Origin of the sequence: Peribacillus deserti, from assembly GCF_002863585.1 — a bacterium.
Taxonomy (GTDB): domain Bacteria; phylum Bacillota; class Bacilli; order Bacillales; family DSM-1321; genus Paraperibacillus; species Paraperibacillus deserti_A.
On the sequence record NZ_PGUY01000011.1, the window covers coordinates 31,342 to 53,611 of the forward strand.

A 22,270-nucleotide genomic window follows, 5' to 3' on the forward strand; every position below is an offset into this window, starting at 1 on the left:
CAAAAGGGGGATGAATATGCCCGAACTCCCGGAAGTAGAAACAGTCAGAAGAACATTAATTGAATTAGTGACGGGAAAAACAATCGAGGATATTCAAATACATTGGCCAAAGATCATTAAGGCACCCGAAGAACAGGAACAATTTATTGATGCACTCAGGGGGCAGACGATCCGGGACGTTGGAAGGCGGGGGAAGTTTCTAATATTCTTCCTGGATGATTATTCCCTTGTTTCCCATCTGCGGATGGAAGGTAAATATGGCGTGTTTCCAGGGGAGGAACCGTATGATAAACATACCCACGTCATTTTCAAATTTTCCGATGGCTCAGAGCTTAGATACAGAGATGTTCGTAAATTCGGAACGATGCACCTGTTCAGACGGGGAGAAGAGCTTTTGCATCCGCCGCTCCTCCATTTGGGACCAGAGCCGATATCGGACGACTTCACTATAGATTATTTAAGCAGCCGCCTGGCCAAAACAAACAGAAAAATTAAACCCGTCCTCCTGGATCAAAATATCGTGGTCGGCATAGGCAATATATATGTAGATGAGGCTTTATTCAGGGCTGGAATCCACCCTGAAAGGATAGCTTCCGGTTTAAGACAGGAAGAAATTAAAAGGCTCCATAAGGAAATAGTTCTTACGCTTAGCGAAGCAATAGAAAAAGGCGGGAGTACCATCAGGTCTTACGTGAATTCACAGGGTAAGATCGGCAGCTTCCAGCTGGAGTTAAATGTATATGGCCGTAAAGGGGAAAATTGCAAGGTATGCGGTACTCCATTGATGAAGCTGACTGTAGGCGGAAGAGGAACACATATTTGTCCTTCCTGCCAGCTGCTAGAGTAATCAGCATCACATGGCAGGCAGCTCCCTATAGACAGATGAATGGGATGGATGATCATGAAAAAGGTTATTGGAATAACAGGAGGTATTGCAACTGGGAAGAGCACGGTCAGCAGCTATCTTAAAGAGCTTGGTTTTACAGTAATTGATGCAGATATAGCAGCAAGGGAAGTCGTAGAACCAGAACAAGAAGCCTATAACCAAATTGTTTCGGCTTTTGGCAAAAATGTATTACTGCCAGACGGGACCATAGACCGACCGAAATTGGGAGCGATTATCTTTAATGACCTGGAGAAGAGAACCATATTGAACCGTATTGTCCATCCTGCCGTCAGAGCCTGGATGAATAGCAGGAAAGATGCCGCTTTTGCTTCAGGTCAGCAGACTGTCTTTATGGATATACCTTTATTGTTTGAAAGTAATCTCACACATATGGTGGATGAAGTTGTTCTTGTGTATGTTCCTTCAGATATACAGCTCGAAAGGCTTATGGCTAGAAATCATTTTACTGAAGAAGAAGCACAGTCTAGAATTAACTCACAGATGTCTATAGAAGATAAAATAGCTCAATCTGATGCAGTGATCAATAATGAAGGAACGGTAGAACAAACAAAGAAACAGGTAAAAGAAATGCTGATTAGGTGGGCAATAATAAGCGATGAAAAAGGACTCCAGCCATAATGGAGTTCTTTTTTGTTTCTTGCCTGCTTTTTGATTGTAGCGAATTGAAACTGCTTCCTGCGGAGTCTCGCACCTTACGTTCCAATCAACTTGTTTAACAATAGGGTAAGTTCACAGAACGTATTAAAAAACAAGCATCTTTTAGGATATAGTTTTAAAAAAATCCAGAGAATCTCCACTATTTTATTATCACATTTAAAGTTAATTATGTTATACTAATAATATTAAACAGTATAATAAGTATAACTTAATTCGGGAGGGGCCGAAATATGAAGGCTAGAGTAGCAATTAACGGATTTGGGAGAATTGGAAGAATGGTCTTTAGAAAGGCCATTTTAGAGAATGAACTTGATATTATTGCGATTAATGCCAGCTATCCTGCTGAAACATTAGCTCATTTAATAAAGTATGACACAACTCACGGAAAATTCGAAGGAGAGGTCATACCTGATGGGGATAGCATTCTGATAAATGGAAAAAAGGTCTTCCTTTTAAATAATCGTGATCCTAAACTGCTTCCCTGGAAAGAACTGCAAATTGATATTGTTATCGAAGCAACGGGTAAATTCAACTCTAGAGACAAAGCATCCGCACACCTGGATGCTGGCGCATTAAAGGTTATATTGACGGCGCCTGGCAAGAATGAGGACATTACAGTTGTTATGGGTGTAAATGAAGAAAAACTAGATATTGATAAGCATCAGATTATTTCTAATGCGTCTTGTACAACCAACTGCCTGGCACCCCTTGTAAAAGTTTTAGATGAGCAGTTTGGAATTGTAAACGGTTTAATGACGACGGTCCACGCCTATACTAATGACCAAAAAAATATAGATAATCCTCATAAAGACCTGAGGAGGGCCAGAGCATGCGCCCAAAGCATTATCCCGACAACAACGGGTGCAGCCAAGGCTCTTTCACTTGTACTGCCCCACTTGAAGGGGAAACTGCATGGCATGGCATTACGAGTCCCCACACCAAATGTCTCATTGGTAGACCTTGTAGTGGATCTTAAGAGGGATGTCACCGTAAGTGAAGTGAATGATGCCTTGTATACGGCAGCACATGGCTCCTTAAAAGGGATTTTAGGATTTACATTAGAACCGTTAGTCTCCGTAGATTTTAATTCCGATCCTCATTCCGCCATCATTGATGGACTGTCTACGATGGTTATCGGGGAAAATAAAGTCAAAGTGTTAGCCTGGTATGATAATGAATGGGGCTACTCCTGCAGAGTCGTGGATTTAGCTATGCATGTTGCGGAACAATTGAAATCTAAGCTCAAAGTAAAAGCAGGCTGAAATGCAGCTGGCAGGCACCCTTATTCCCCGTAGGGAGTCTCGATATCCGTGCCATCAGTATCAACAATGAACGTTAACATATTTAAAGAAAGATTCCTGCCCCTCCATGGCAGGAATCTTTTCATTTTTAGGTCCATTTCATAAACGGATGAATTTTGGACGCCAGCTATCGGGGTAAGCTTCAGCTTTTACGTTAGCCTTGTATTTTTATAGGGAATAAATGAAAAGAGGCAGGGAGGTTTTGACTATAAGTTCCTAAATATATATTTTTTTTAAAAAGATATATTGCAAAACAAATATAAAATTAGTATACTAACTTTCGTGAACTTCTTGTGAAGGAAACGGATAGCTACTTAAAGGGTTAGGACCTCTTCGGACTAACTTTCCCCCGTGGTGGTTATTCTTTTATGTTGCAGAATTTTGGAAATTTTAATCATGTTAAAGGGGGAAACTTGAACATGGAAACAATGGGTCGACATGTCATTTCTGAACTTTGGGGTTGTGACTTTGAAAAATTAAACAATATGGAACAGATTGAACAAATCTTCGTTGATGCAGCACTTAAGTCAGGTGCTGAAGTACGTGAGGTGGCATTCCACAAATTTGCTCCCCAGGGAGTAAGTGGTGTGGTTATCATATCTGAATCACATTTAACTATTCATAGCTTTCCTGAACACGGATATGCCAGCATAGATGTTTACACATGCGGAGAATTAGATCCTAATATTGCTGCTGATTACATTGCAGAAGCATTAGGTGCTCAGACTCGTGAGAATATTGAACTGCCTCGCGGTATGGGCCCGGTACAGGTTAAGCAATCAACAGCTAAGGCATTATAATACTTAATAATTAATAAACAGACAAGAGATGTACATGCTGCATCTCTTTTTTTAATTGCTAAAAAACTGGAGTATAGTGCATACGCCGTTATTATATAAAATAGATCCGCTCCCCGCAGCATTCTCCCGATTTGAACACTTGCTGAAAATTAGGTAAACTAAAAGAAAATGAGCTCGGGGGATTTTCAATGGGATTACTCACAAGATTCAATAGAATTTGCGAAACAAGTGACAAAAACAAACTGCCTGAACTACGGACGCATTATTATAAAGCGAATTCTGCAAAAGCATTTGCAGCTGTTGAAGAGGTTCTCCGCTCTATTCCTAATTGCCGTATTGTAAACATTTCTAAAGAACATGGAGAAGTCTCTGCCGAGCTGCCGTCTCCACACTCTTTTTTAGTAGTTACAATCGTAGCTGTACAGCCCAATGAAACAGCGGTGGATTTCATTATTTCCTCTGAAAGAACATCACTAACAGGTATGTTTCCGTCCCTGAAAAAACAGGCTGTCGCCCTTTATCAGGAGCTTGACCAAAAGCTTCCTTATCTTTCTAAAGGGAAACCTTAAATATGTTCCACATCTAGTTACACCAATCTGACATTTTAAAGCCTAATCTGTTGTGGGAAATTCTTGATGTCTTTTTCCATTCGCTTTTTCTTGTACAACAAAGGGCTTTTTTATAAGATGAAAGTATTAGAATAGACAATCTTATTGGCTGACACTGGTACCTCCTCATTGCAGCCCTCTTCGGGACCGAACGGATTGATGGGGTAATCCAGGTTAATATGAGATATATGATACGGAGCTGATAGTATGAAATGCCCCAATTGCCAATATAATGGAACGCGTGTCCTGGATTCACGTCCCGTCGATGAAAGCCGGTCAATCAGGAGAAGAAGAGAGTGTGAGCAGTGCAGCTACCGCTTTACCACTTTTGAGAAAGTCGAAGAAATTCCTCTGATTGTTGTGAAGAAGGACGGTACAAGAGAGGAATTCAGTGCGGATAAAATTCTACGCGGCCTTATAAAAGCCTGTGAAAAGCGGCCGGTTTCATTGAAACAGCTTGAAGACATTACTCACTATGTAGAAAAGGAGCTACGAAACCAGGGGGTTTCCGAGATTCAAAGTGAAGATGTCGGAGAGATGGTCATGGACCAGCTTGCAGAGGTAGACGAGGTGGCCTATGTGAGGTTTGCCTCTGTTTACCGTCAGTTTAAAGATATAAATGTATTTATTGAAGAACTTAGAGAGCTCATAAATAAGGAAAAGTGAGCTTCTGTGTTTAAGCGGTAACTATAGTACAGTGGGGAGCTAACCTGTTTAGCTCTTTTTCTGTGAATGCGAATGACTTTAAAAGGAACACTTATGTTCAATTTCTTTGTTTATTTTGGCGCTTATGTCAATATTCGCTGCAAGCAGGACATCTGCGGGAGCAGGAAGTCATCCGCAGGCGGAGGCGTGGGAAGAGGCATACTGCCCTCGGAAAGCACCTTTCTTCCGAGCGGAATTGTATGAAATGTTAACAGAGCTCTTTTTAAATACACAGTAAAGGTTTGAGTTATATGCAGAAGCACTGGCAGCAAATTCTGCCTATAGATAGATATGAGGTATGCACAAATGGGCTTATTCATTCTTATGATCGTAAAGTGCTGGCTTTACTCTATCAGCCTTTAATTGGGCCACTCTGCTTTAGTCTATATTTAACACTGTTGAGTGAAGTGGAAGACAATAGATTATGGTCTGTATCCTCCTCGCATCATGCATTAATGTCTACTATGGCAGTGAACCTGCGGGAAATATTTGAAGCGAGAACTAAATTAGAAGGAATAGGACTATTAAAGTCGTGGAAAAGAAAAGAGGGAGAAGAAAGTTCATTTATCTATGAATTAGTGCCGCCTCTGTCTCCTGAAGCGTTTTTTACGGATGGAATGCTTAATATCTATCTTTATAAAAAAGTCGGAAAGATTCAGTATGCAAAACTGAAGAAAACATTCAGTGACCATTACATTCCTCATGACCAGTATCAGGATGTAACCAAATCCTTTCATGAGGTCTTTGTTTCAGACCACACGGAATCGCTTTATCTGCCTGATGATGCTGCAGAAGATTTGTCACTTGAAGAAGAGAAGCAGTTCATCACCCGCAGTTCAGCAGAAGATATCAGCGGGTTTGAGGGGTATTTTGATTTTGATCTTCTGTACTCAGGATTAAAGGATTCATTTATACCGAAAAAAGCCTTTACTCCTAAAGTTCGTGATACCATTGCAAAGCTTTCGTTTTTATATGGCATTGATTCGTTGAATATGAAAAATCTTCTGCTCGATGTGATTGACAGCAGCGATGAAATTGATGTAGAAGAATTAAGGAAAAGAGCCAGAGACTGGTATCAGCTGGAATACAATGTACAGCTCCCCTCGCTGTCTAGCCATATTCAGCCTCCGCAATTACACACACAATCTGCCGAGGCGAGAACACCAGAAGAAAAGCATATAAAATACCTAGAAAATGTGTCACCCCGGCAGCGGCTTATTGATTTGTCCGGGGGTGCTGAGCCATCACGGTCAGATCTCCAGATTATCGAGGATATTTTATTGAATCAGCAGCTTACACCTGGAGTTGCCAATGTATTAATCGAATATGTAATGATGAGATCAGATATGAAATTAACAAAAGCGTATGTCGAGAAAATTGCGGGGCATTGGGCGCGAAAGGGAATTAAAACAGTGAAAGAGGCAATGGAGCTCGCAAAAAGTGAGCATAGGCAATATCAATCCTGGGCCAATGAGAAGAAAACCAAGAAAATTGGCGCGAAAAAAGCGATTAGGACAGAAATTGTTCCTGATTGGCTGAAAGAGGAAGAGGCAGCACCGGTTAATAGTGAAACAACAAGCAATGATATAAATGATATCGAGGAAAGAAAACGGAAGCTTGAAGAGAAGCTCAAGAAGTATCAGAACCGGGGGTGAGATTAAAAATGGAACGCATAAATGATACGCTGAATAAATGGGCTAATGGAGGCCAATTTCAGGAGAGGTATAATCGGCTGTCTGAACAAGTTCTTCATGACCCGCATATTGCTCACTTTCTTAAAGAAAACAGTTCAAAAATTTCTGAAGAGATGCTTAACAAAAGCATGGGTAAACTTTATGAATATAGTACGCAAAGTAAAGAATGCGCGAATTGCCCGTCTCTTGATGGCTGCATAAATATGATGCAGGGGTATCACCCGCACCTGGTTCTCAGGGGGAATTATATTGATATTAATTATGACCGATGCCCGCGCAAAGAACATGCCGATGAGAAAAAGAAACATGAAAAATTAATTCAAAGTTTGTATGTCCCGAAAGAAATTCTCTCAGCCTCAATTGCAGATTTTGATTTTAGTTCAGATGACAGGGTAGCAGCGCTTGAAAAAGCTACGGAATTTGTTGAGAAGTACACTCCAGGCAGCAAAATGAAGGGGCTGTATCTATACGGGAAATTTGGGGTGGGAAAAACCTATTTGCTTGGAGCCATTGCCAATGGGCTAGCAAGAAAAAGGATTTCCTCCTTATTGGTCTATGTGCCTGATTTTCTAAGAGAGATTAAAAACTCTATTTCAGACCATACACTGGGTGAAAAGCTGGAAATGGTTAAGAAGGCACCCGTTCTCATGCTTGATGATCTGGGGGCAGAGACCATGAGCAGCTGGGGCAGGGATGAAGTATTTGGGCCTATTCTACAATTTAGAATGCTCGAAGACCTGCCGACCTTCTTCTCATCAAACTTTGACTTCAACCAGATGAAGAATCACTTGACTGTATCCCAACGGGGAGAAATTGAAGAGGTAAAGGCAGCGAGGATCATGGAACGTATCAGATATCTAGCTGAACCCGTCCTCCTTGATGGATTAAATAGAAGAAGATAATAGATCATTAGAAGGCCATCCTATCTTAGGGTGGCTTTTTCTGATGCGTTAAGAAAACATCGTTACTTATTATGTCTATAACGCATTAAAAAGCTAACAGATCCAGACAATGCTTAAGGGCCGGTGAAGCAGAGTTTTTCTAAGATGTAACAAGTTATTGGCTTCTAAACCAGGGGCTTATCCCATATACATATTTAGGAAAGTTGTATTAGGGGGGGTATCATTGGTTTCGATTTATTTTGAAGATGATGCGGATGCACTTAAAATCTTTGGTTTCATTACAAAATGCCGGAAAGGCACTGAAGTAAATGGACTTATTGAATATATACCTGAGACAGGGCTTGTGATACACGTAAGTGACGAACGAATGGGGCAAATGGTTGAGGTGCTAAGTTATGCCCTTCACACCTTTATTATGACATCAAAAATTTATAACTGGGTTGAACAGATGATTAGGTCGAAATTTTTTTATGATGAGCAAGAGGAGATCGATCAGATCATCGAGATAACAAGAGCGATCATAGAAAGCAGCCAAACAGACCAGAACGGCGGATTAGGGCTAGATCAACAAGTTATTGCAGAAAGCCTCCTCACCATGCTGCTAAGCAATGTCTCATTTTCTTTTGATTCTTTTGCTAAATTCCGGCTGAAAGGAATTGCGGGCTCTCTTATGCCGTTTATTGAACAGGCCATTGATGAATATAAAATGGAGCAGGATTACCAAAACTTTATCCAGTCGCTTAGAGAATTTATGGTCTCTCAGCCCAGTAAATTAAAAGCTCTTCATCTGCTGCATGATGAAGTACTTTATTTTTACAATGATTCTTTCAAGAAAATGGACAGCGGCGAACTTTTCAGGCAGATAGACCGCAGATTATTAGCCGAGAATCCTTTATATATTGATTCGAACACCATTGCTCCGCTCATTTCTATGGCTCCCCAACAGCTTTTTGTGTATACAGACGAAGTGGAAAATGGGCTCATCCAAACCATCTCACGGATCTTTGAAGAAAGATCAGTTTTAAAATCCAAAAAATGTTTTGCGCTAGACAAGGCAGATTTTCTTGAACAGCTTAGCCAGAGGAATCAGGTTCTATAAAAAAAATCCCATGTGCCCTTGCATTTCCTTACATAACAAACTATAATATCCTACATAATAACCTCTATATTTAAAAGTAATGATAAGGACATGGGTATTCTAAATCGGTTTCCAGAGAGGGAAGGCTTGCGCTGAAAACTTCCTAATACGGATAGGATGCTTACCCCCTTTGAACTTCAGCTGTGAATGAAGTAATGGCTGACGGGAAGAACCGCCGTTAAAAGGTCGCAAGTGTCATCTGTCTCATGAAACGGATGGAACTAGGGTGGAACCGCGGGTTTATACTTATGTATATCAAGCTCGTCCCTGTATATATATACAGGGACGGGCTTTTTTGTTTGTTTTGAGATGGTGAGCTAAGAATTTCTAGCGGCCGTAGAATATGAAGGAGTGACTGATATGTCTGAAATGATACAACTAACATTTCCGGATGGGGCAGTAAAGGAGTTCCCAAAAGGTACATCAACTGAAGATATTGCATTCTCTATCAGCCCAGGTTTAAAGAAAAAAGCTCTGGCAGGGAAAGTGGACGGAATTCTATTTGATTTGAGAAGACCGATTGAAATCGATGGTTCTATTGAAATTGTAACTCAAGACAGCAAAGATGCGCTTGAAATTTTGCGCCATAGTACAGCGCACTTGATGGCACAGGCAGTAAAACGTTTATATAAAAATGTAAAGCTTGGCGTAGGACCGGTCATTGAGGGTGGATTTTATTACGATATCGATGCTGAAGATTCACTATCTCCTGAGGATCTCACATTAATTGAAAAAGAAATGAAGAAAATTGTTAATGAAAATCTTGAAGTAGTCCGCGAAGAAGTCAGCCGTGACGAAGCTATACAAATGTTTAAAGAAATTGCCGACGAATATAAACTTGAATTGATTGAAGCCATTCCGGCTGAAGAAACAGTGACTGTATACCGCCAGGGAGAATTCTTCGACCTATGCCGGGGAGTCCATGTTCCATCAACAGGAAAAATTAAAGAATTCAAGCTGCTGAGCATTGCCGGTGCATACTGGAGAGGCAACAGTGATAATAAAATGCTTCAGAGGATTTACGGTACAGCTTTCTTTAAAAAGGAAGATCTAGCAGAGCATTTAAGGCTTCTTGAAGAAGCAAAAGAGCGCGACCACCGAAAACTGGGCAAGGAATTGAGTCTTTTTACAAATTCACAAAAGGTTGGCCAAGGGCTGCCGCTTTGGCTTCCAAAAGGGGCTACGATCCGCCGCATCGTTGAGCGGTACATTGTAGATAAAGAAGTAAGACTTGGCTATGATCACGTATATACACCAATCATGGGAAGCGTGGATCTGTATAAAACTTCAGGGCACTGGGATCACTATCGTGATGATATGTTCCCTGTGATGGATATGGATAACGAACAGCTTGTGCTTCGTCCGATGAACTGTCCGCACCATATGATGGTTTATAAAAATGCAATCCACAGCTACCGTGAACTGCCTATCCGTATCGCTGAGCTTGGAACGATGCACCGCTATGAAATGTCCGGAGCATTATCTGGGCTGCAGAGAGTTAGAGGGATGACGCTGAATGATGCCCATATTTTTGTACGGCCTGATCAAATCAAAGAAGAATTCAAACGTGTAGTAAATTTAGTCTTGGCGGTATATAAGGATTTTGATATTAACGATTATTCATTCCGTCTTTCTTACAGAGATCCGCAGGATACTGAGAAATACTTTGACGACGATGAAATGTGGGAAAAAGCTCAGGGCATGCTGAAGGATGCAATGGATGAACTCGGCCTTGATTACTTTGAAGCCGAAGGAGAAGCTGCATTCTACGGTCCTAAGCTCGACGTGCAGGTTCGTACAGCGCTTGGAAAAGATGAAACTCTTTCTACAGTTCAGCTGGACTTCCTTCTTCCAGAACGATTTGATTTATCTTACGTAGGTGAAGATGGAAAGCCGCATCGACCGGTCGTTATTCACCGCGGTGTAGTTTCCACAATGGAGCGTTTCGTAGCCTTCTTGATCGAAGAATACAAAGGAGCTTTCCCGACGTGGCTTGCGCCCGTACAGGTTCAAGTAATACCTGTATCACCAGAAGCGCATCTTGATTATGCTAAGCAGATCCAGGAGAAACTGCAGGAGGCTGGCCTTCGAGTTGAACTGGATCACCGCGATGAAAAAATAGGTTATAAAATCCGTGAGGCTCAAATGCAAAAAATCCCGTATATGCTTGTTGTAGGGGATAATGAAATCCAAGAAAATGCTGTGAATGTACGTAAATACGGTGAACAAAAATCAGAAACAATGAGTTTTGCCGATTTCCAAGAAATGATTTCAAAAGAAGTAAGACGATAAGTCTCATTTAAGCGGGGACATGATCACAGCCGCATAATTGGCAGATACAATCTGGAAACACGTAAATTCAAATGAATTATGATATGAAAAGCGATGACGAGGACAACAATCACTCCACAGTTTTCTTTACCAGAGAACGGGGCCGCAGGCTGGAAGCCCCTGAAGAAAGCAGAGTGATTTACCGCCTCCTGAGCTATTATGGGGAAAGATAGTATCCATAATCGGTACCGGACCGTTACTTCGACTTTGAGCACAAAGAATCTATTTTCTTTATGAAACAAGGGTGGAACCACGACGCACTCGTCCCTTTTTTGGGGATGGGTGCGTTTTTTTATATTCAAAAATCTCTAAGCCGGCTGCGGAACACAAAAAATAAATTATTGCAGGAGGTAAATATGATGAAATTAAATCAAGCGGAAGTACAGAATCATCGTAAATTAGGGCAGGATTTAGAATTATTCACATCGATGGAAGAGGCTCCGGGAATGCCTTTTTTCCTTCCGAAGGGTATGGCGCTCAGAAATGAACTGGAAGGCTTTTGGAAGAAAAAGCATCAATCAGCCGGTTATCAGGAGATAAAAACGCCCATTATGATGAAGCAATCTCTCTGGGAGCAATCTGGACACTGGGATCATTATCATGAAAATATGTATTTTTCAAATGTGGATGAACAAAATTATGCCATTAAACCTATGAGCTGTCCGGGAGCTGTTCTTATTTTTAACAGTAAACGCCGAAGCTACCGGGAACTTCCGGTGCGATATGCGGAGCTTGGCCTTGTGCACAGACATGAGCTGTCTGGTTCTCTTAATGGATTGCTCCGGGTCCGCTCCTTTACACAGGATGATGCCCACCTTTTTGTCCGTGAAGACCAAATTAAAACTGAAATCGGCGGCATTCTCGATTTAATCCATGACATTTATTCCAAATTCGGATTCAGCTACAAGGTGGAGCTTTCAACTAGGCCGGAAGACTTTATGGGATCCCCTGAAATGTGGGATAAGGCGGAAGCTTCCCTGGAATCTGTACTGGAAGCGAAGGGCTTAGATTATCAGATTAATCATGGAGACGGTGCTTTCTACGGCCCGAAAATAGATTTTCATATTTTAGATTCTTTAGGACGGAGCTGGCAGTGCGGCACAGTCCAGCTTGATTTTCAAATGCCTCAAAAATTTGGCTGTGCTTATATTGGAGAGGACAATAAGCCCCATATGCCAGTTATGATTCATCGGGCCATTTATGGGTCGATTGAGCGGTTTATGGCTATCTTGATTGAACACTATGCCGGTGAATTTCCGTTATGGGTTGCTCCGGTCCAGGCGAAAATCATACCGATTTCTGACATTCATGCAGACTATGCGGCTGAAGTTAAACAACAGTTAGCAGCAGCTGGATTACGGGTAGAATCAGACCAGCGAATGGAGAAAATGGGACTAAAGGTCAGAGAAGCGGAAATGCAGAAGATTCCATACTTGATTGTCATAGGTGATCAGGAAGTGCAGAATCAGACTGTTTCCATTAGAAAGCGAAAAGAGAAAAAGTCAAACGTACAAAAACTTGACGAGGTGTTAAAGCAACTTAAACTCGAGATTGAGAGCATCTAGTTTGTACAGTCTGAAATAATTTTCTGAAATGCTATTGCAACAAAACGGAATATCTGATAATATATGTTTTGTTGTGAAAATAATTTAATGGTTGACAGTTAGTCGTTTTCCATGTTATATTTTCTAAGGTGAATTGAATACGTGTTTGAGAAAAAGAAGAGGCACCCGCTTCTCACCTGATCGACGCATTCTTGCAGTTAACAGGTTCATGATGATTATCTGACTTTGTCTATTAATTAATCAGTGTGGGTGTATCTAGCATCCACACTTTTTTATTTGCTTTTTTGATAAACAAACAGCAATCATGGTGAATGAGGACAGCTTTTAAATAACCTTAAACGTTGTATTCGCCAAAATTACCTTGGAGGTGGCTAATTATTAGCAAACAAGACATGATGGTAAACGAGGGTATTCGTGCCCGCGAACTTCGTCTCATAGACCAAAACGGAGAGCAATTAGGAATCAAAACTAAATTTGAAGCCTTAGAAATTGCTGCGCGTGTCAATCTTGACGTCGTATTGGTTGCTCCAAATGCAAAGCCTCCAGTAGCCCGTATAATGGACTATGGAAAACATCGTTTTGAGCAGCAAAAGAAAGATAAAGAAGCACGCAAAAACCAAAAGATCATTAACTTAAAAGAGGTTCGCCTCAGCCCGACAATTGAAGAACATGACTTCAATACAAAGTTGAAAAATGCCCGAAAGTTCCTTGAAAAAGGTGACAAAGTAAAAGCATCTATCCGCTTTAAAGGCCGTGCGATCACTCATAAAGAGATTGGACAACGTGTTCTTGACCGTTTTTCAGCAGCATGCAAGGATATTTCCACAATTGAAACACATCCAAAAATGGATGGCCGAAGCATGTTTATACTATTAGCACCTAAAAACGAAAAGTAATGTTATGAGGAGGAATCCCTTATGCCAAAAATGAAAACTCACCGTGGAACTGCAAAACGTTTCAAAAAGACAGGTTCCGGTAAACTTAAGCGGTCACACGCTTATACAAGCCACTTATTTGCTAACAAATCTACTAAAGCTAAGCGTAAGCTTCGCAAAGCAGCCCTTGTAAGCAAAGGTGACTTCAAACGCATTCGCCACATGTTAGACAACATTAAGTAATTTAACGAGATTTATATATAGGAGGGAAATAACATGCCACGTGTAAAAGGCGGTACTGTTACTCGCAAACGTCGTAAAAAAGTCATTAAATTAGCAAAAGGTTACTATGGTGCAAAACATATTTTGTTCAAAGTAGCTAACCAACAAGTAATGAAATCTCTACAATATGCTTTCCGTGATCGTCGTCAGAAAAAACGCGATTTCCGTAAGCTTTGGATCACTCGTATCAACGCAGCAGCTCGTATGAACGGTCTTTCTTACAGCCGTTTAATGCACGGACTAAAGCTTGCTGAGGTTGACGTGAACCGTAAAATGCTAGCTGAGCTTGCAATCTCTGATGCAAACGCATTTGCTGAATTTGCAAATATTGCTAAAAAACACCTTGAACAATAAGAAATCCTCTTACAGGATTTTATAAAAGGATGCTCCTCTCCGAGCATCCTTTTTTATTTAGGCTGTTCTCGCAACCTTTAGTGTTATTGAACAAGGGGGTGATTTCCCCTACAGGATGCTCGCTTTCCGCGGGGCGGGTGGTGAGCCTCCTCGGCTTCGCCTGTGGGGTCTCACCTGTCCCGCTGCTCCCGCACAGAAAAGCGGAAAGCGGTGCCTGCCCAACCTATAAATATTAAAAGCTCAGTTTTAATCCAAATAGATATAAAATGGTAAACAAAATGGCAGGCAGAGACCCGACAAGCATAAGCCAATCCGTCTGTGGGGAGTGCTTTTCTCCCCATAGACGGATTGGCTTATGACTCAAGGGTCTCAGCTTGCAGCTGGATCAAGGAGTCTCGCACCTTACGTTCCAATCAACCTGCTTAGCAATAGGGTAGATTCACAGAACTATTAAAAAACAACAATCTTTTAAAAAAGAGCCTTTATTTATAATGGTTGTGAGAAAAGCGGTTTGCGGGTTATTATTAAAATTCCCGGGAAACTGACAGTAAAGCTAAAGAAGCGAAGCAATGAGTTTAGGAAATGGAAGCTAATTCTGGGAGGCTATTTATTAGTCCAATTCAAGCTCAACCAGTAAAACATTATAGAAGAAAGAAGCGGTATGTATGAAATGGTTTTACATATTAACGATATATGGATTTATAATAAATGTAATTTCGCTTATTACAATGAAAGTTGATAAGGAAAGAGCTAGAAAGCATCAGTACAGAATCGCAGAAAGTACTTTATGGCTGATGGCTGCAGCCGGGGGATCGATCGGGGCCACTCTAGGAATGAATTTATTCCGGCATAAAACTAAGCATTTGTCCTTTAGATTTGGTTTTCCGATGCTTGTTGTTATACATCTATTTCTACTGTTTACTCTAGTAAAATAAGACGGGGTGAAATGAATGAATTATGATCAATTGTTTGCGTTGCAAAAATCACTGGATCTGCACATAGAGACCATGCATGGGCTTAGGAAAGAGGAGCTCTTTGATAAAAAGGTATTGGCGCTTCTCGTAGAAGTTGGGGAACTGGCAAATGAAACAAGATGTTTCAAATTCTGGAGCTTAAAAAAGTCCTCTCCTAGAGAAGTGATTTTAGAGGAATATGCAGACGGCATACATTTTATTCTTTCGCTCGGTATCACAAAATCCTATGAGCATATTGGGCCTGATATGGATGAAGCTGAGAACAGGGACTGCGATATGACCAGTCAGTTCCTAACTGTATATAAGAGTATAAATACCTTCAAAGAGGATCCAAGCGAACAGGTATACAAGGAGATGTTCACCCAGTATGCAAAGCTTGGACATTTGTTAGGTTTTTCTTTTGCAGATATAGAGACATTTTATATGGATAAAAATAAAGTGAATTATGAGCGGCAGCAGCAGGGGTATTAATAGGGTTCCAAACGGTTAGGCTGGTAGTATTAGTATGGGTAAATCGAGGTGTTATGGTTTATGGTTTTTGCCGCATATATTTTAGGAGCGCTGATACTTTGCCGTATTCCTGTAATCGGCAGATATTTGTGTATCATTCATACAATGATTCATGAGGTGGGCCATGCACTTTGCTCCCTCCTTTTTGATGGGAAAGTGAGAAGCATCTCTCTGTTCGCGAATACAGAAGGACTTATCATGACCGGTTCAAAAAGCTGGATTGGCAGAGTTATGACGAGTTTTGCGGGTTATCCGTTTTCATCAGCCTTTGCCCTGCTTTGTTTTACACTTATTTCAAAAGGGCATGCATCCTGGGTATTTTATGGATTGGGGATCACAATTTCTGCGGCACTCCTGCTGTGGGTGAGGAATATGTATGGCGTGTTTTGGTGCATATCCTTCCTTGTGCTCTTGGTGCTGATCATGATAAGAGGGAATGATCTATGGATTATACACGGTGGTATGCTCATGTCGGCTATCTTGCTCACAGAGTCAATTAGCTCTGCCTTTATGGTTTTATATCTGAGCTTTAAAACACCAGGAGAAGCTGGTGATGCAGCCAGCCTTGCTGCATATACACAAATTCCTGCACAAATATGGGGAATTCTTTTTTTTGCCTTCGCGTTATTCTCATTTACTAAAGTGTGTATTTCATTATTATAAAAGATACCTGCTTTTAACAAAAAACCGTGAAGCTTCTCTGCACGGTTTTTCGTATAAGCATTTTACTTTTTTAATCCGCTTTCTAGCAGCTGAACCAGTTCCTTTTTTTCATTCTCAGGAGAACTCTGCCAGATTATTTCAAAAAGAACTCCAAGACCCGGGAGCATTTTCTCTTCTTTTCTTGTGATTGCATCGACAATGGTTTCTTCCAGTTGTTCCTGGGTTTTCCCTGTAACGTTGTGGATAACTGCATGTCGCAGGTTTATATTCATTAAAATCCCTCCAAATCATAAAGATTACTTTTATAACATAACCATCCCTTCATTTATTATGTAATGAGTTTAGGATATAATAGGAAAATCAGTTCTTAAGTAGAAGGAGAGAGACAGGCTTGAAGTATATCGAATCCTCCAAAAATCCCCAGGTTAAACAATGGAAAAAGCTCTTAACCAAGAAAGACCGGGACAAGACAGGGAAATTTTTAATAGAGGGTTTTCATCTCGTGGAAGAAGCTCTTAAAGAGACTAATTTAGTAACAGAAGTTATTGTGCAGGAAAACGTTGAATTGCCTATAGGGTTCCAGCTAAATGATATAGAAGTAATCTACGTGTCCAAAGACGTCATGAAATCCATTTCTGATACAGAGGCTCCGCAGGGGATTGCAGCTGTATGCGAACAGCCCTCTTATCAGGTAGAAGACTTTTCCGGGAAGCAATTTCTGCTGGCAGATGCGGTACAGGACCCGGGGAACCTCGGTACAATGATCCGCACAGCAGATGCAGCTGGAATGGATGCAGTTGTGTTAGGGGAGGGATCTGCTGATCTATTTAACCCGAAGGTAATTCGTTCTACACAGGGAAGCCTCTTTCATATACCTGTATTAAAGGCAGACTTAACACATTTTATTGCTCAGCTAAAGGAACAGGGCATACCGGTATATGGGACCTCTCTTGAACATGCCGATCCTTTTGAAGAGGCAGAAAAACAAGATAAATTTGCCCTTCTGGTTGGAAATGAAGGAAAAGGGGTCGACAAACAATTGCTGGCAGCAACCGATAAAAACTTATTCATCCCCATATTCGGGCGAAGTGAGTCGTTAAATGTGGCGGTTGCCGCAGGAATTCTCCTTTACCACTTAAAAAAATAAAGTAGCCATTAATACCGGGAAAGCATAAAGTATTAAAATTCAGTTTGAAACTCATACTTATTTATACTATAATAGGGTGTAAATTTTATAAGAAAAGACATAGACAGAGAAAAGTAGCTGTGCGAAGACCCTTTATTAGGGAGAAAATGCCTTAGACTGAAAGCATTTTAAATGGGCCGCCTGTGAAGTTCACCTCTCGAGTCGGCACCGGGACCTCTGCTAAGCAGAGTAAAGGTGCATCGGCATAAGCCGTTATCCTAATGAAGTGAGTGCATAGATTGCGCTAACAAGGGTGGTACCGCGAATAATACCTCGTCCCTTTTTTGGGGACGGGGTTTTTTTATTTTCTTTTAAAATTGCCGGTCTACATAACAAAAAGGAGGATTTAGTATGAAGGAACGTTTGCAGGAGCTTCAGGCTGAAGCTCTTCAAAAAGTTGAAGAGGCATCAAGCTTGAAAGGATTGAATGATATCCGGGTTTCTTACCTGGGGAAAAAAGGCCCGATTACAGAAGTGCTGCGTGGAATGGGCAAGCTTTCCGCAGAGGAACGTCCGGTAATCGGCGCGCTCGCCAATGAAGTGCGGGAAGCGATTGCTGAGCAGATTGAAGCAAAACAGGTACAGCTTGAGGAAGCTGCGATTGCTGAGAAGCTTGCAGCAGAAACCATTGATGTGACTCTTCCAGGAAGTCCAGTTCGTACAGGAAGCAAGCATCCTTTAACAAAAGTGGTTGAAGAAATTGAGGATTTGTTTATCAGCATGGGTTACGCAGTTGCGGAAGGCCCTGAAGTGGAGAAAGATTACTATAATTTCGAAGCCCTAAACCTTCCAAAGGGACATCCAGCTCGAGACATGCAGGATTCTTTCTATATTACTGAAGACATTCTGCTGCGTACCCATACGTCCCCGGTTCAGGCTAGAACGATGGAAAAACATCAGGGGAAAGGACCGGTTAAGATTATCTGTCCTGGAAAGGTGTATCGCCGGGATAATGACGACGCCACTCACTCACATCAATTCATGCAGATTGAAGGGCTTGTCGTAGATGAAAATATTCGTATGAGTGACTTAAAAGGAACACTGGATGTTTTTGCGAAAAAAATGTTTGGTGAGGATCGCGAAATCCGCTTAAGACCAAGCTTCTTCCCATTCACCGAGCCTTCTGTAGAAATGGACATTTCCTGTAAAGTATGCGGAGGAAAAGGCTGCAGTGTATGCAAAGGCACAGGCTGGATTGAGATTCTTGGAGCAGGCATGGTGCATCCGAATGTACTGGAAATGGCAGGATTCGATTCTAAAAAATATTCAGGATTCGCATTTGGAATGGGGCCGGAGCGTATTGCCATGCTTAAATATGGCGTAGATGATATCCGCCATTTCTATACCAATGATATTCGATTCTTAAAACAATTTTCCAAGCACGAAGAATAAGTAAGGAGGATGAGCCATGTTTGTATCATATAAATGGTTACAAGAATATGTGGATCTTTCAGGCATAAGCCCGGTAGAGCTTGCTGAAAAAATAACAAAAAGCGGTATTGAAGTAGAAGGTGTAGAAAAGAAGAGTGAAGGAATTAAAGGTGTTGTCATCGGTCATGTCCTTGAAAAGGTAAAACATCCAGAAGCAGATAAGCTGAATATCTGCCAGGTAGATCTCGGACAGGAAACCCCGGTACAAATCATTTGCGGGGCACCAAACGTTGATAAAGGCCAGAAAGTCGCTGTAGCAACTGTAGGTGCAGTGCTTCCAGGAAACTTCAAGATTAAAAAAGCGAAACTTCGCGGCGAGGAATCAAATGGGATGATCTGCTCTTTACAGGAGCTTGGAATTGAGCCGAAGGTAGTGGCAAAGGATTATTCGTCTGGTATCTTTGTTTTCCCAAGTGAAGCAGAGGCAGGGCAGGATGCTCTTTCATTACTTGGATTAGATGATGCTATTTTAGAGCTTGGGCTTACCCCGAACAGAGCAGATGCCATGAGCATGCTTGGAGTTGCGTATGAAGTGGGCGCCATCCTTGGCAGAGAAGTGAAGTGGCCGGAAATTTCGGAACACTCTTCCTCGGAAGAAGCTTCCGGCTATATTTCTGTAAAAGTTGATGCGAAGGAGGATAACCCGTTATACGTTGCTAAAGTAATTAAGGATGTAAAGATCGGCCCATCGCCTTTATGGATGCAGACGCTCCTAATGAATAGCGGTATACGTCCTCATAATAATATAGTAGATATCACGAATTATGTACTCCTTGAGTACGGCCAGCCGCTGCATGCATTTGATTATAATAAAATCGGCTCAAAAGAAATCCTTGTGAGAAGAGCATCAGAGGGCGAAAAAATTGTTACGTTAGATGAAGCGGAACGTACTTTGAAAGCCGATCATTTGGTTATTACAAATGGTACAGATCCGATTGCTCTTGCAGGAGTTATGGGCGGTGCTAATTCAGAAGTTGATACAGATACCACGACTGTCTTACTGGAATCTGCTTATTTTACAGGCGGGGTCATCCGTAAAGCCTCAAAAGATCATGGGCTTAGAAGTGAAGCGAGTTCACGATATGAAAAAGGAGTAGATCCAAACCGCGTACGCCAAGCCGCAGAGCGGGCTGCAGACTTAATGGCTCAATATGCCGGCGGAACAGTTCTAAATGGATCCGTTACAGCAGACGCTCTCCAAATTGAACCGGCAGTGGTCTCAATCACGCTTGAAAAGATCAACAGAGTTCTAGGAACTCATTTACAAATGGATCAAGTTCAAAGCATCTTCAAACGCCTGCAGTTCACAGTGGATGTTTCAGGGGATGAAATTACTGTAACTGTTCCTACTAGACGTGGAGATATCACGATTGAAGAGGATTTAATTGAGGAAGTGGCACGTTTGTTCGGTTATGATAATCTTCCGCTGACACTCCCTGTAGCTGAAACGGGTCCCGGGGGATTAACTTCTTATCAATTGAAGAGAAGGAAAGTAAGAAGCTTTCTTGAAGGAGCAGGCCTTTACCAGGCTGTGACTTATTCTTTGACAACAAATGAAAAAGCAAACCAATATGCATTGGAAACAGCTGATACTATCCGCCTTGCTATGCCAATGAGTGAAGAGCGCAGCACCCTAAGGCTAAGCATCACTCCGCAGCTGCTTGAAATCTTAAAATACAACATCGCAAGACAAAATGACTCGATTGCTATATATGAAACAGGGTCCGTATTCCTGAAAAATGGAGAACATGAACTGCCGGTGGAGAAGGAACATTTAGCTGGTGCATTAACAGGTTTATGGCATTCTCAATTATGGCAGGGTGAGAAAAAGCCTGTAGATTTTTATGTGGCAAAAGGAGTGCTTGAAGGTCTGTTTTCAGTCCTTGGTATATCCGAGGCTGTTTCCTATCATCCTGCGGCAATACCGGGAATGCATCCAGGGCGTACTGCAGAAATCAAGCTGAACGGTGAAGCGGTTGGTTTTGTTGGCCAGATTCATCCGAAAGTTCAAAAAGACATGGATCTTAAGGAAACCTTTGTGTTTGAATTATCTTTACAAAGCGTTTTAAAGGTACATGTTGAGCCGATTTCTTATACTTCGATTCCTCGATTCCCTTCCATCACAAGAGATATTGCTTTAGTTGTGGACCGGGAAACTGCAGCTGGCCAAATCTACAGTGTTATAACAGAAGCAGGCGGCAAATTGTTAAAAGAAGTTTCTGTATTTGACCTATATGAGGGAGAGCGTATGGAGCAGGGGAAGAAGTCGATTGCGTTCTCACTGAAATATCTCGATCCAGAGCGTACTTTAACGGATGAAGAAGTAACAAAAGCCCATAATAAAGTACTAAAGACTGTCGAAGAAAAAACAGGGGCAGCATTAAGAGCATAATGAAAAAGCATCTCGCTTTAGTGAGATGCTTTCTTTTTATTCAGGACTGTTGTATACGTAAGGCTGTAATGTGTAATGAACTCTTCATAACCCTGATCAATAGACTTGGTGCCGTCCGCTGTTATTGCAGTTACCTTAAGTGCTGCAACACCCGCAGTAATTCTTTCAGCAAATTTGACGTCTCTCTTCATCGAATTTGAGTTTCTGCACATTCGTATTGGTTTACCTGAAAATCAGATGAAGGGACCATCCATATAGCCAGGTTTGGTTTGAAAGCAGGGGCAACCAATTCAGGCAGTAATCCTGCCCCTTCCTCCAGGATGTTTGTTGTGCTGAGGAGGCTCAGTAAATCCTCCAATATAAACCTGGAATTGTTCTCGGTACACAGTTATAACTTCGTTAACTTGCTGTCAACTGTAAGAGAACAAAATTGGCTTGACCATACTTGATTCCGTGTTTAATCTTTTATTTTATAATGGCAGGCTGTTTTTCCCCTCTGAGCTCCTGGACATTTGATCTTCATAATAGACATCACATTTGTAATAAATAAACGTAAATTCACCTGTAAGATTTCGTGCCGGGGTGTTTTTGCCTGCGCAGGGAGAGCTGCCAATCCAATAACATGAAAAAGACGTTTTTTTAAATCCATTATTGAAACTCCACCTTTCTAAACAGGCGGGGGAAAGGAATGCCGAATAGTATTAACAATATATTAGGTAAGACTAATATGTATAGGAAGAAGAATGAGAAATGTCTCATGTGCATCACAGACTGTCTGAAGGTAAAGAAAATGGATTTCATCTATTCAAATGAAGTTTTTCGAGCTGCTGGTATTTCGGCTGTTGAAAAAAGTGTTGACGAGATTCTTTAGCCGTGTTAAGATATTAAAGTTGCTTTAAGCGACTGAGTAACTCTGGTTCATAACTTCTTCAAAAAAAGATGTTGACCAGATGATTGATATGTGTTATGATTATTAAGTTGCTTACGAGCGACTG

At 41.4% G+C, this 22,270-nt stretch carries 23 protein-coding genes and 3 other annotated features; of the genes, 20 read left to right on the plus strand and 3 right to left on the minus strand.

Annotated elements, in window-relative coordinates:
• Positions 1-16 precede the first annotated feature (16 nt).
• The 17 genes from mutM to CUU66_RS03930 all read left to right on the plus strand — a co-directional run bounded on the left by mutM (position 17) and on the right by CUU66_RS03930 (position 16,266).
• Positions 17-847: a DNA-formamidopyrimidine glycosylase gene (gene mutM / locus CUU66_RS03850; protein ID WP_101640361.1), complete on the plus strand. Its 831-nt coding sequence runs from the start codon at positions 17-19 to the stop codon at positions 845-847.
• 54 nt (positions 848-901) lie between these two features.
• A complete protein-coding gene (gene coaE, locus CUU66_RS03855) occupies positions 902-1,525 on the plus strand; it encodes a dephospho-CoA kinase (RefSeq protein ID WP_101640362.1) in 624 nt (207 codons plus the stop codon).
• A 269-nt stretch (positions 1,526-1,794) separates the two neighbouring features.
• Complete coding sequence (locus CUU66_RS03860; RefSeq protein ID WP_101640363.1) at positions 1,795-2,826, plus strand: glyceraldehyde-3-phosphate dehydrogenase; 1,032 nt, start codon at positions 1,795-1,797, stop codon at positions 2,824-2,826.
• 458 nt (positions 2,827-3,284) lie between these two features.
• The gene (gene speD / locus CUU66_RS03865; protein ID WP_101640383.1) at positions 3,285-3,665 is read left to right on the plus strand and encodes an adenosylmethionine decarboxylase; all 381 of its coding nucleotides are present in this window, start codon (positions 3,285-3,287) and stop codon (positions 3,663-3,665) included.
• A 188-nt stretch (positions 3,666-3,853) separates the two neighbouring features.
• Positions 3,854-4,234 (plus strand): hypothetical protein, encoded by a 381-nt coding sequence (locus tag CUU66_RS03870; RefSeq protein ID WP_101640364.1) that lies wholly within the window; start codon positions 3,854-3,856, stop codon positions 4,232-4,234.
• Between the two features lie 246 nt (positions 4,235-4,480).
• Positions 4,481-4,939 (plus strand): transcriptional regulator NrdR, encoded by a 459-nt coding sequence (gene nrdR / locus CUU66_RS03875; protein ID WP_101640365.1) that lies wholly within the window; start codon positions 4,481-4,483, stop codon positions 4,937-4,939.
• A gap of 290 nt (positions 4,940-5,229) precedes the next feature.
• Positions 5,230-6,633, plus strand: coding sequence for a replication initiation and membrane attachment family protein (locus CUU66_RS03880; RefSeq protein WP_101640366.1), 1,404 nt, complete (start codon positions 5,230-5,232; stop codon positions 6,631-6,633).
• 8 nt (positions 6,634-6,641) lie between these two features.
• Positions 6,642-7,574 (plus strand): primosomal protein DnaI, encoded by a 933-nt coding sequence (gene dnaI / locus CUU66_RS03885; RefSeq protein WP_101640367.1) that lies wholly within the window; start codon positions 6,642-6,644, stop codon positions 7,572-7,574.
• 223 nt (positions 7,575-7,797) lie between these two features.
• A complete protein-coding gene (locus CUU66_RS03890; RefSeq protein WP_101640368.1) occupies positions 7,798-8,673 on the plus strand; it encodes a putative sporulation protein YtxC in 876 nt (291 codons plus the stop codon).
• A gap of 70 nt (positions 8,674-8,743) precedes the next feature.
• Positions 8,744-8,984: a binding site (T-box leader), on the plus strand.
• Between the two features lie 88 nt (positions 8,985-9,072).
• On the plus strand, positions 9,073-11,004 hold the full coding sequence (thrS, locus tag CUU66_RS03895; RefSeq protein WP_101640369.1) for a threonine--tRNA ligase: 1,932 nt from the start codon (positions 9,073-9,075) through the stop codon (positions 11,002-11,004).
• Positions 11,005-11,402: 398 nt separating this feature from the next.
• Positions 11,403-12,608 (plus strand): threonine--tRNA ligase, encoded by a 1,206-nt coding sequence (gene thrS / locus CUU66_RS03900; RefSeq protein WP_374702963.1) that lies wholly within the window; start codon positions 11,403-11,405, stop codon positions 12,606-12,608.
• Positions 12,609-12,755: 147 nt separating this feature from the next.
• Positions 12,756-12,888: a sequence feature (ribosomal protein L20 leader region), on the plus strand.
• A gap of 112 nt (positions 12,889-13,000) precedes the next feature.
• Entirely contained in the window at positions 13,001-13,504 is a 504-nt protein-coding gene (gene infC / locus CUU66_RS03905) for a translation initiation factor IF-3 (protein WP_101640371.1), read from the plus strand.
• A gap of 21 nt (positions 13,505-13,525) precedes the next feature.
• Positions 13,526-13,726, plus strand: a complete 201-nt coding sequence (gene rpmI, locus CUU66_RS03910) for a 50S ribosomal protein L35 (RefSeq protein WP_101640372.1) — start codon at positions 13,526-13,528, stop codon at positions 13,724-13,726.
• A gap of 33 nt (positions 13,727-13,759) precedes the next feature.
• Positions 13,760-14,119: a 50S ribosomal protein L20 gene (gene rplT / locus CUU66_RS03915; protein ID WP_101640373.1), complete on the plus strand. Its 360-nt coding sequence runs from the start codon at positions 13,760-13,762 to the stop codon at positions 14,117-14,119.
• A gap of 665 nt (positions 14,120-14,784) precedes the next feature.
• Positions 14,785-15,054: a DUF1294 domain-containing protein gene (locus tag CUU66_RS03920; protein ID WP_101640374.1), complete on the plus strand. Its 270-nt coding sequence runs from the start codon at positions 14,785-14,787 to the stop codon at positions 15,052-15,054.
• 15 nt (positions 15,055-15,069) lie between these two features.
• Positions 15,070-15,564, plus strand: coding sequence for a dUTP diphosphatase (locus CUU66_RS03925; RefSeq protein WP_101640375.1), 495 nt, complete (start codon positions 15,070-15,072; stop codon positions 15,562-15,564).
• 60 nt (positions 15,565-15,624) lie between these two features.
• The gene (locus CUU66_RS03930) at positions 15,625-16,266 is read left to right on the plus strand and encodes a M50 family metallopeptidase (protein ID WP_101640376.1); all 642 of its coding nucleotides are present in this window, start codon (positions 15,625-15,627) and stop codon (positions 16,264-16,266) included.
• Between the two features lie 62 nt (positions 16,267-16,328).
• On the opposite strand, the gene sspI is transcribed toward CUU66_RS03930, so the two are convergent.
• On the minus strand, positions 16,329-16,538 hold the full coding sequence (gene sspI / locus CUU66_RS03935; protein ID WP_101640377.1) for a small acid-soluble spore protein SspI: 210 nt from the start codon (positions 16,536-16,538) through the stop codon (positions 16,329-16,331).
• Between the two features lie 119 nt (positions 16,539-16,657).
• Between sspI and CUU66_RS03940 the strand changes: the two genes are divergently transcribed.
• The 3 genes from CUU66_RS03940 (at position 16,658) to pheT (ending at position 21,275) form a co-directional block, all read left to right on the plus strand.
• Positions 16,658-17,413, plus strand: coding sequence for a TrmH family RNA methyltransferase (locus CUU66_RS03940; protein ID WP_101640378.1), 756 nt, complete (start codon positions 16,658-16,660; stop codon positions 17,411-17,413).
• Positions 17,414-17,504: 91 nt separating this feature from the next.
• Positions 17,505-17,736, plus strand: a binding site (T-box leader).
• 67 nt (positions 17,737-17,803) lie between these two features.
• A complete protein-coding gene (gene pheS / locus CUU66_RS03945) occupies positions 17,804-18,844 on the plus strand; it encodes a phenylalanine--tRNA ligase subunit alpha (RefSeq protein ID WP_101640379.1) in 1,041 nt (346 codons plus the stop codon).
• A 16-nt stretch (positions 18,845-18,860) separates the two neighbouring features.
• The gene (gene pheT / locus CUU66_RS03950) at positions 18,861-21,275 is read left to right on the plus strand and encodes a phenylalanine--tRNA ligase subunit beta (protein ID WP_101640380.1); all 2,415 of its coding nucleotides are present in this window, start codon (positions 18,861-18,863) and stop codon (positions 21,273-21,275) included.
• Between the two features lie 17 nt (positions 21,276-21,292).
• On the opposite strand, the gene CUU66_RS23975 is transcribed toward pheT, so the two are convergent.
• Both CUU66_RS23975 and CUU66_RS03955 read right to left on the minus strand, forming a co-directional pair.
• On the minus strand, positions 21,293-21,466 hold the full coding sequence (locus tag CUU66_RS23975; RefSeq protein WP_180955145.1) for a hypothetical protein: 174 nt from the start codon (positions 21,464-21,466) through the stop codon (positions 21,293-21,295).
• A 266-nt stretch (positions 21,467-21,732) separates the two neighbouring features.
• A complete protein-coding gene (locus tag CUU66_RS03955; protein WP_101640381.1) occupies positions 21,733-21,924 on the minus strand; it encodes a hypothetical protein in 192 nt (63 codons plus the stop codon).
• Between the last annotated feature and the right edge of the window lie 346 nt (positions 21,925-22,270).

Excerpts from the sequence above, each read along its gene's own strand:
- speD (WP_101640383.1), top strand. The coding sequence starts at position 3,285 with ATGGAAACAATGGGTCGACATGTCATTTCTGAACTTTGGGGTTGTGAC.
- CUU66_RS03870 (WP_101640364.1), top strand. The coding sequence starts at position 3,854 with ATGGGATTACTCACAAGATTCAATAGAATTTGCGAAACAAGTGACAAA.
- nrdR (WP_101640365.1), top strand. The coding sequence starts at position 4,481 with ATGAAATGCCCCAATTGCCAATATAATGGAACGCGTGTCCTGGATTCA.
- dnaI (WP_101640367.1), top strand. The coding sequence starts at position 6,642 with ATGGAACGCATAAATGATACGCTGAATAAATGGGCTAATGGAGGCCAA.
- CUU66_RS03930 (WP_101640376.1), top strand. The coding sequence starts at position 15,625 with ATGGTTTTTGCCGCATATATTTTAGGAGCGCTGATACTTTGCCGTATT.
- rplT (WP_101640373.1), top strand. The coding sequence starts at position 13,760 with ATGCCACGTGTAAAAGGCGGTACTGTTACTCGCAAACGTCGTAAAAAA.
- CUU66_RS03860 (WP_101640363.1), top strand. The coding sequence starts at position 1,795 with ATGAAGGCTAGAGTAGCAATTAACGGATTTGGGAGAATTGGAAGAATG.
- CUU66_RS03920 (WP_101640374.1), top strand. The coding sequence starts at position 14,785 with ATGAAATGGTTTTACATATTAACGATATATGGATTTATAATAAATGTA.
- pheS (WP_101640379.1), top strand. The coding sequence starts at position 17,804 with ATGAAGGAACGTTTGCAGGAGCTTCAGGCTGAAGCTCTTCAAAAAGTT.
- mutM (WP_101640361.1), top strand. The coding sequence starts at position 17 with ATGCCCGAACTCCCGGAAGTAGAAACAGTCAGAAGAACATTAATTGAA.
- thrS (WP_374702963.1), top strand. The coding sequence starts at position 11,403 with ATGAAATTAAATCAAGCGGAAGTACAGAATCATCGTAAATTAGGGCAG.
- infC (WP_101640371.1), top strand. The coding sequence starts at position 13,001 with ATGATGGTAAACGAGGGTATTCGTGCCCGCGAACTTCGTCTCATAGAC.
- thrS (WP_101640369.1), top strand. The coding sequence starts at position 9,073 with ATGTCTGAAATGATACAACTAACATTTCCGGATGGGGCAGTAAAGGAG.
- sspI (WP_101640377.1), bottom strand. The coding sequence starts at position 16,538 with ATGAATATAAACCTGCGACATGCAGTTATCCACAACGTTACAGGGAAA.
- CUU66_RS03880 (WP_101640366.1), top strand. The coding sequence starts at position 5,230 with ATGCAGAAGCACTGGCAGCAAATTCTGCCTATAGATAGATATGAGGTA.
- CUU66_RS03955 (WP_101640381.1), bottom strand. The coding sequence starts at position 21,924 with ATGGATTTAAAAAAACGTCTTTTTCATGTTATTGGATTGGCAGCTCTC.
- pheT (WP_101640380.1), top strand. The coding sequence starts at position 18,861 with ATGTTTGTATCATATAAATGGTTACAAGAATATGTGGATCTTTCAGGC.
- CUU66_RS23975 (WP_180955145.1), bottom strand. The coding sequence starts at position 21,466 with ATGAAGAGAGACGTCAAATTTGCTGAAAGAATTACTGCGGGTGTTGCA.
- CUU66_RS03925 (WP_101640375.1), top strand. The coding sequence starts at position 15,070 with ATGAATTATGATCAATTGTTTGCGTTGCAAAAATCACTGGATCTGCAC.
- coaE (WP_101640362.1), top strand. The coding sequence starts at position 902 with ATGAAAAAGGTTATTGGAATAACAGGAGGTATTGCAACTGGGAAGAGC.
- rpmI (WP_101640372.1), top strand. The coding sequence starts at position 13,526 with ATGCCAAAAATGAAAACTCACCGTGGAACTGCAAAACGTTTCAAAAAG.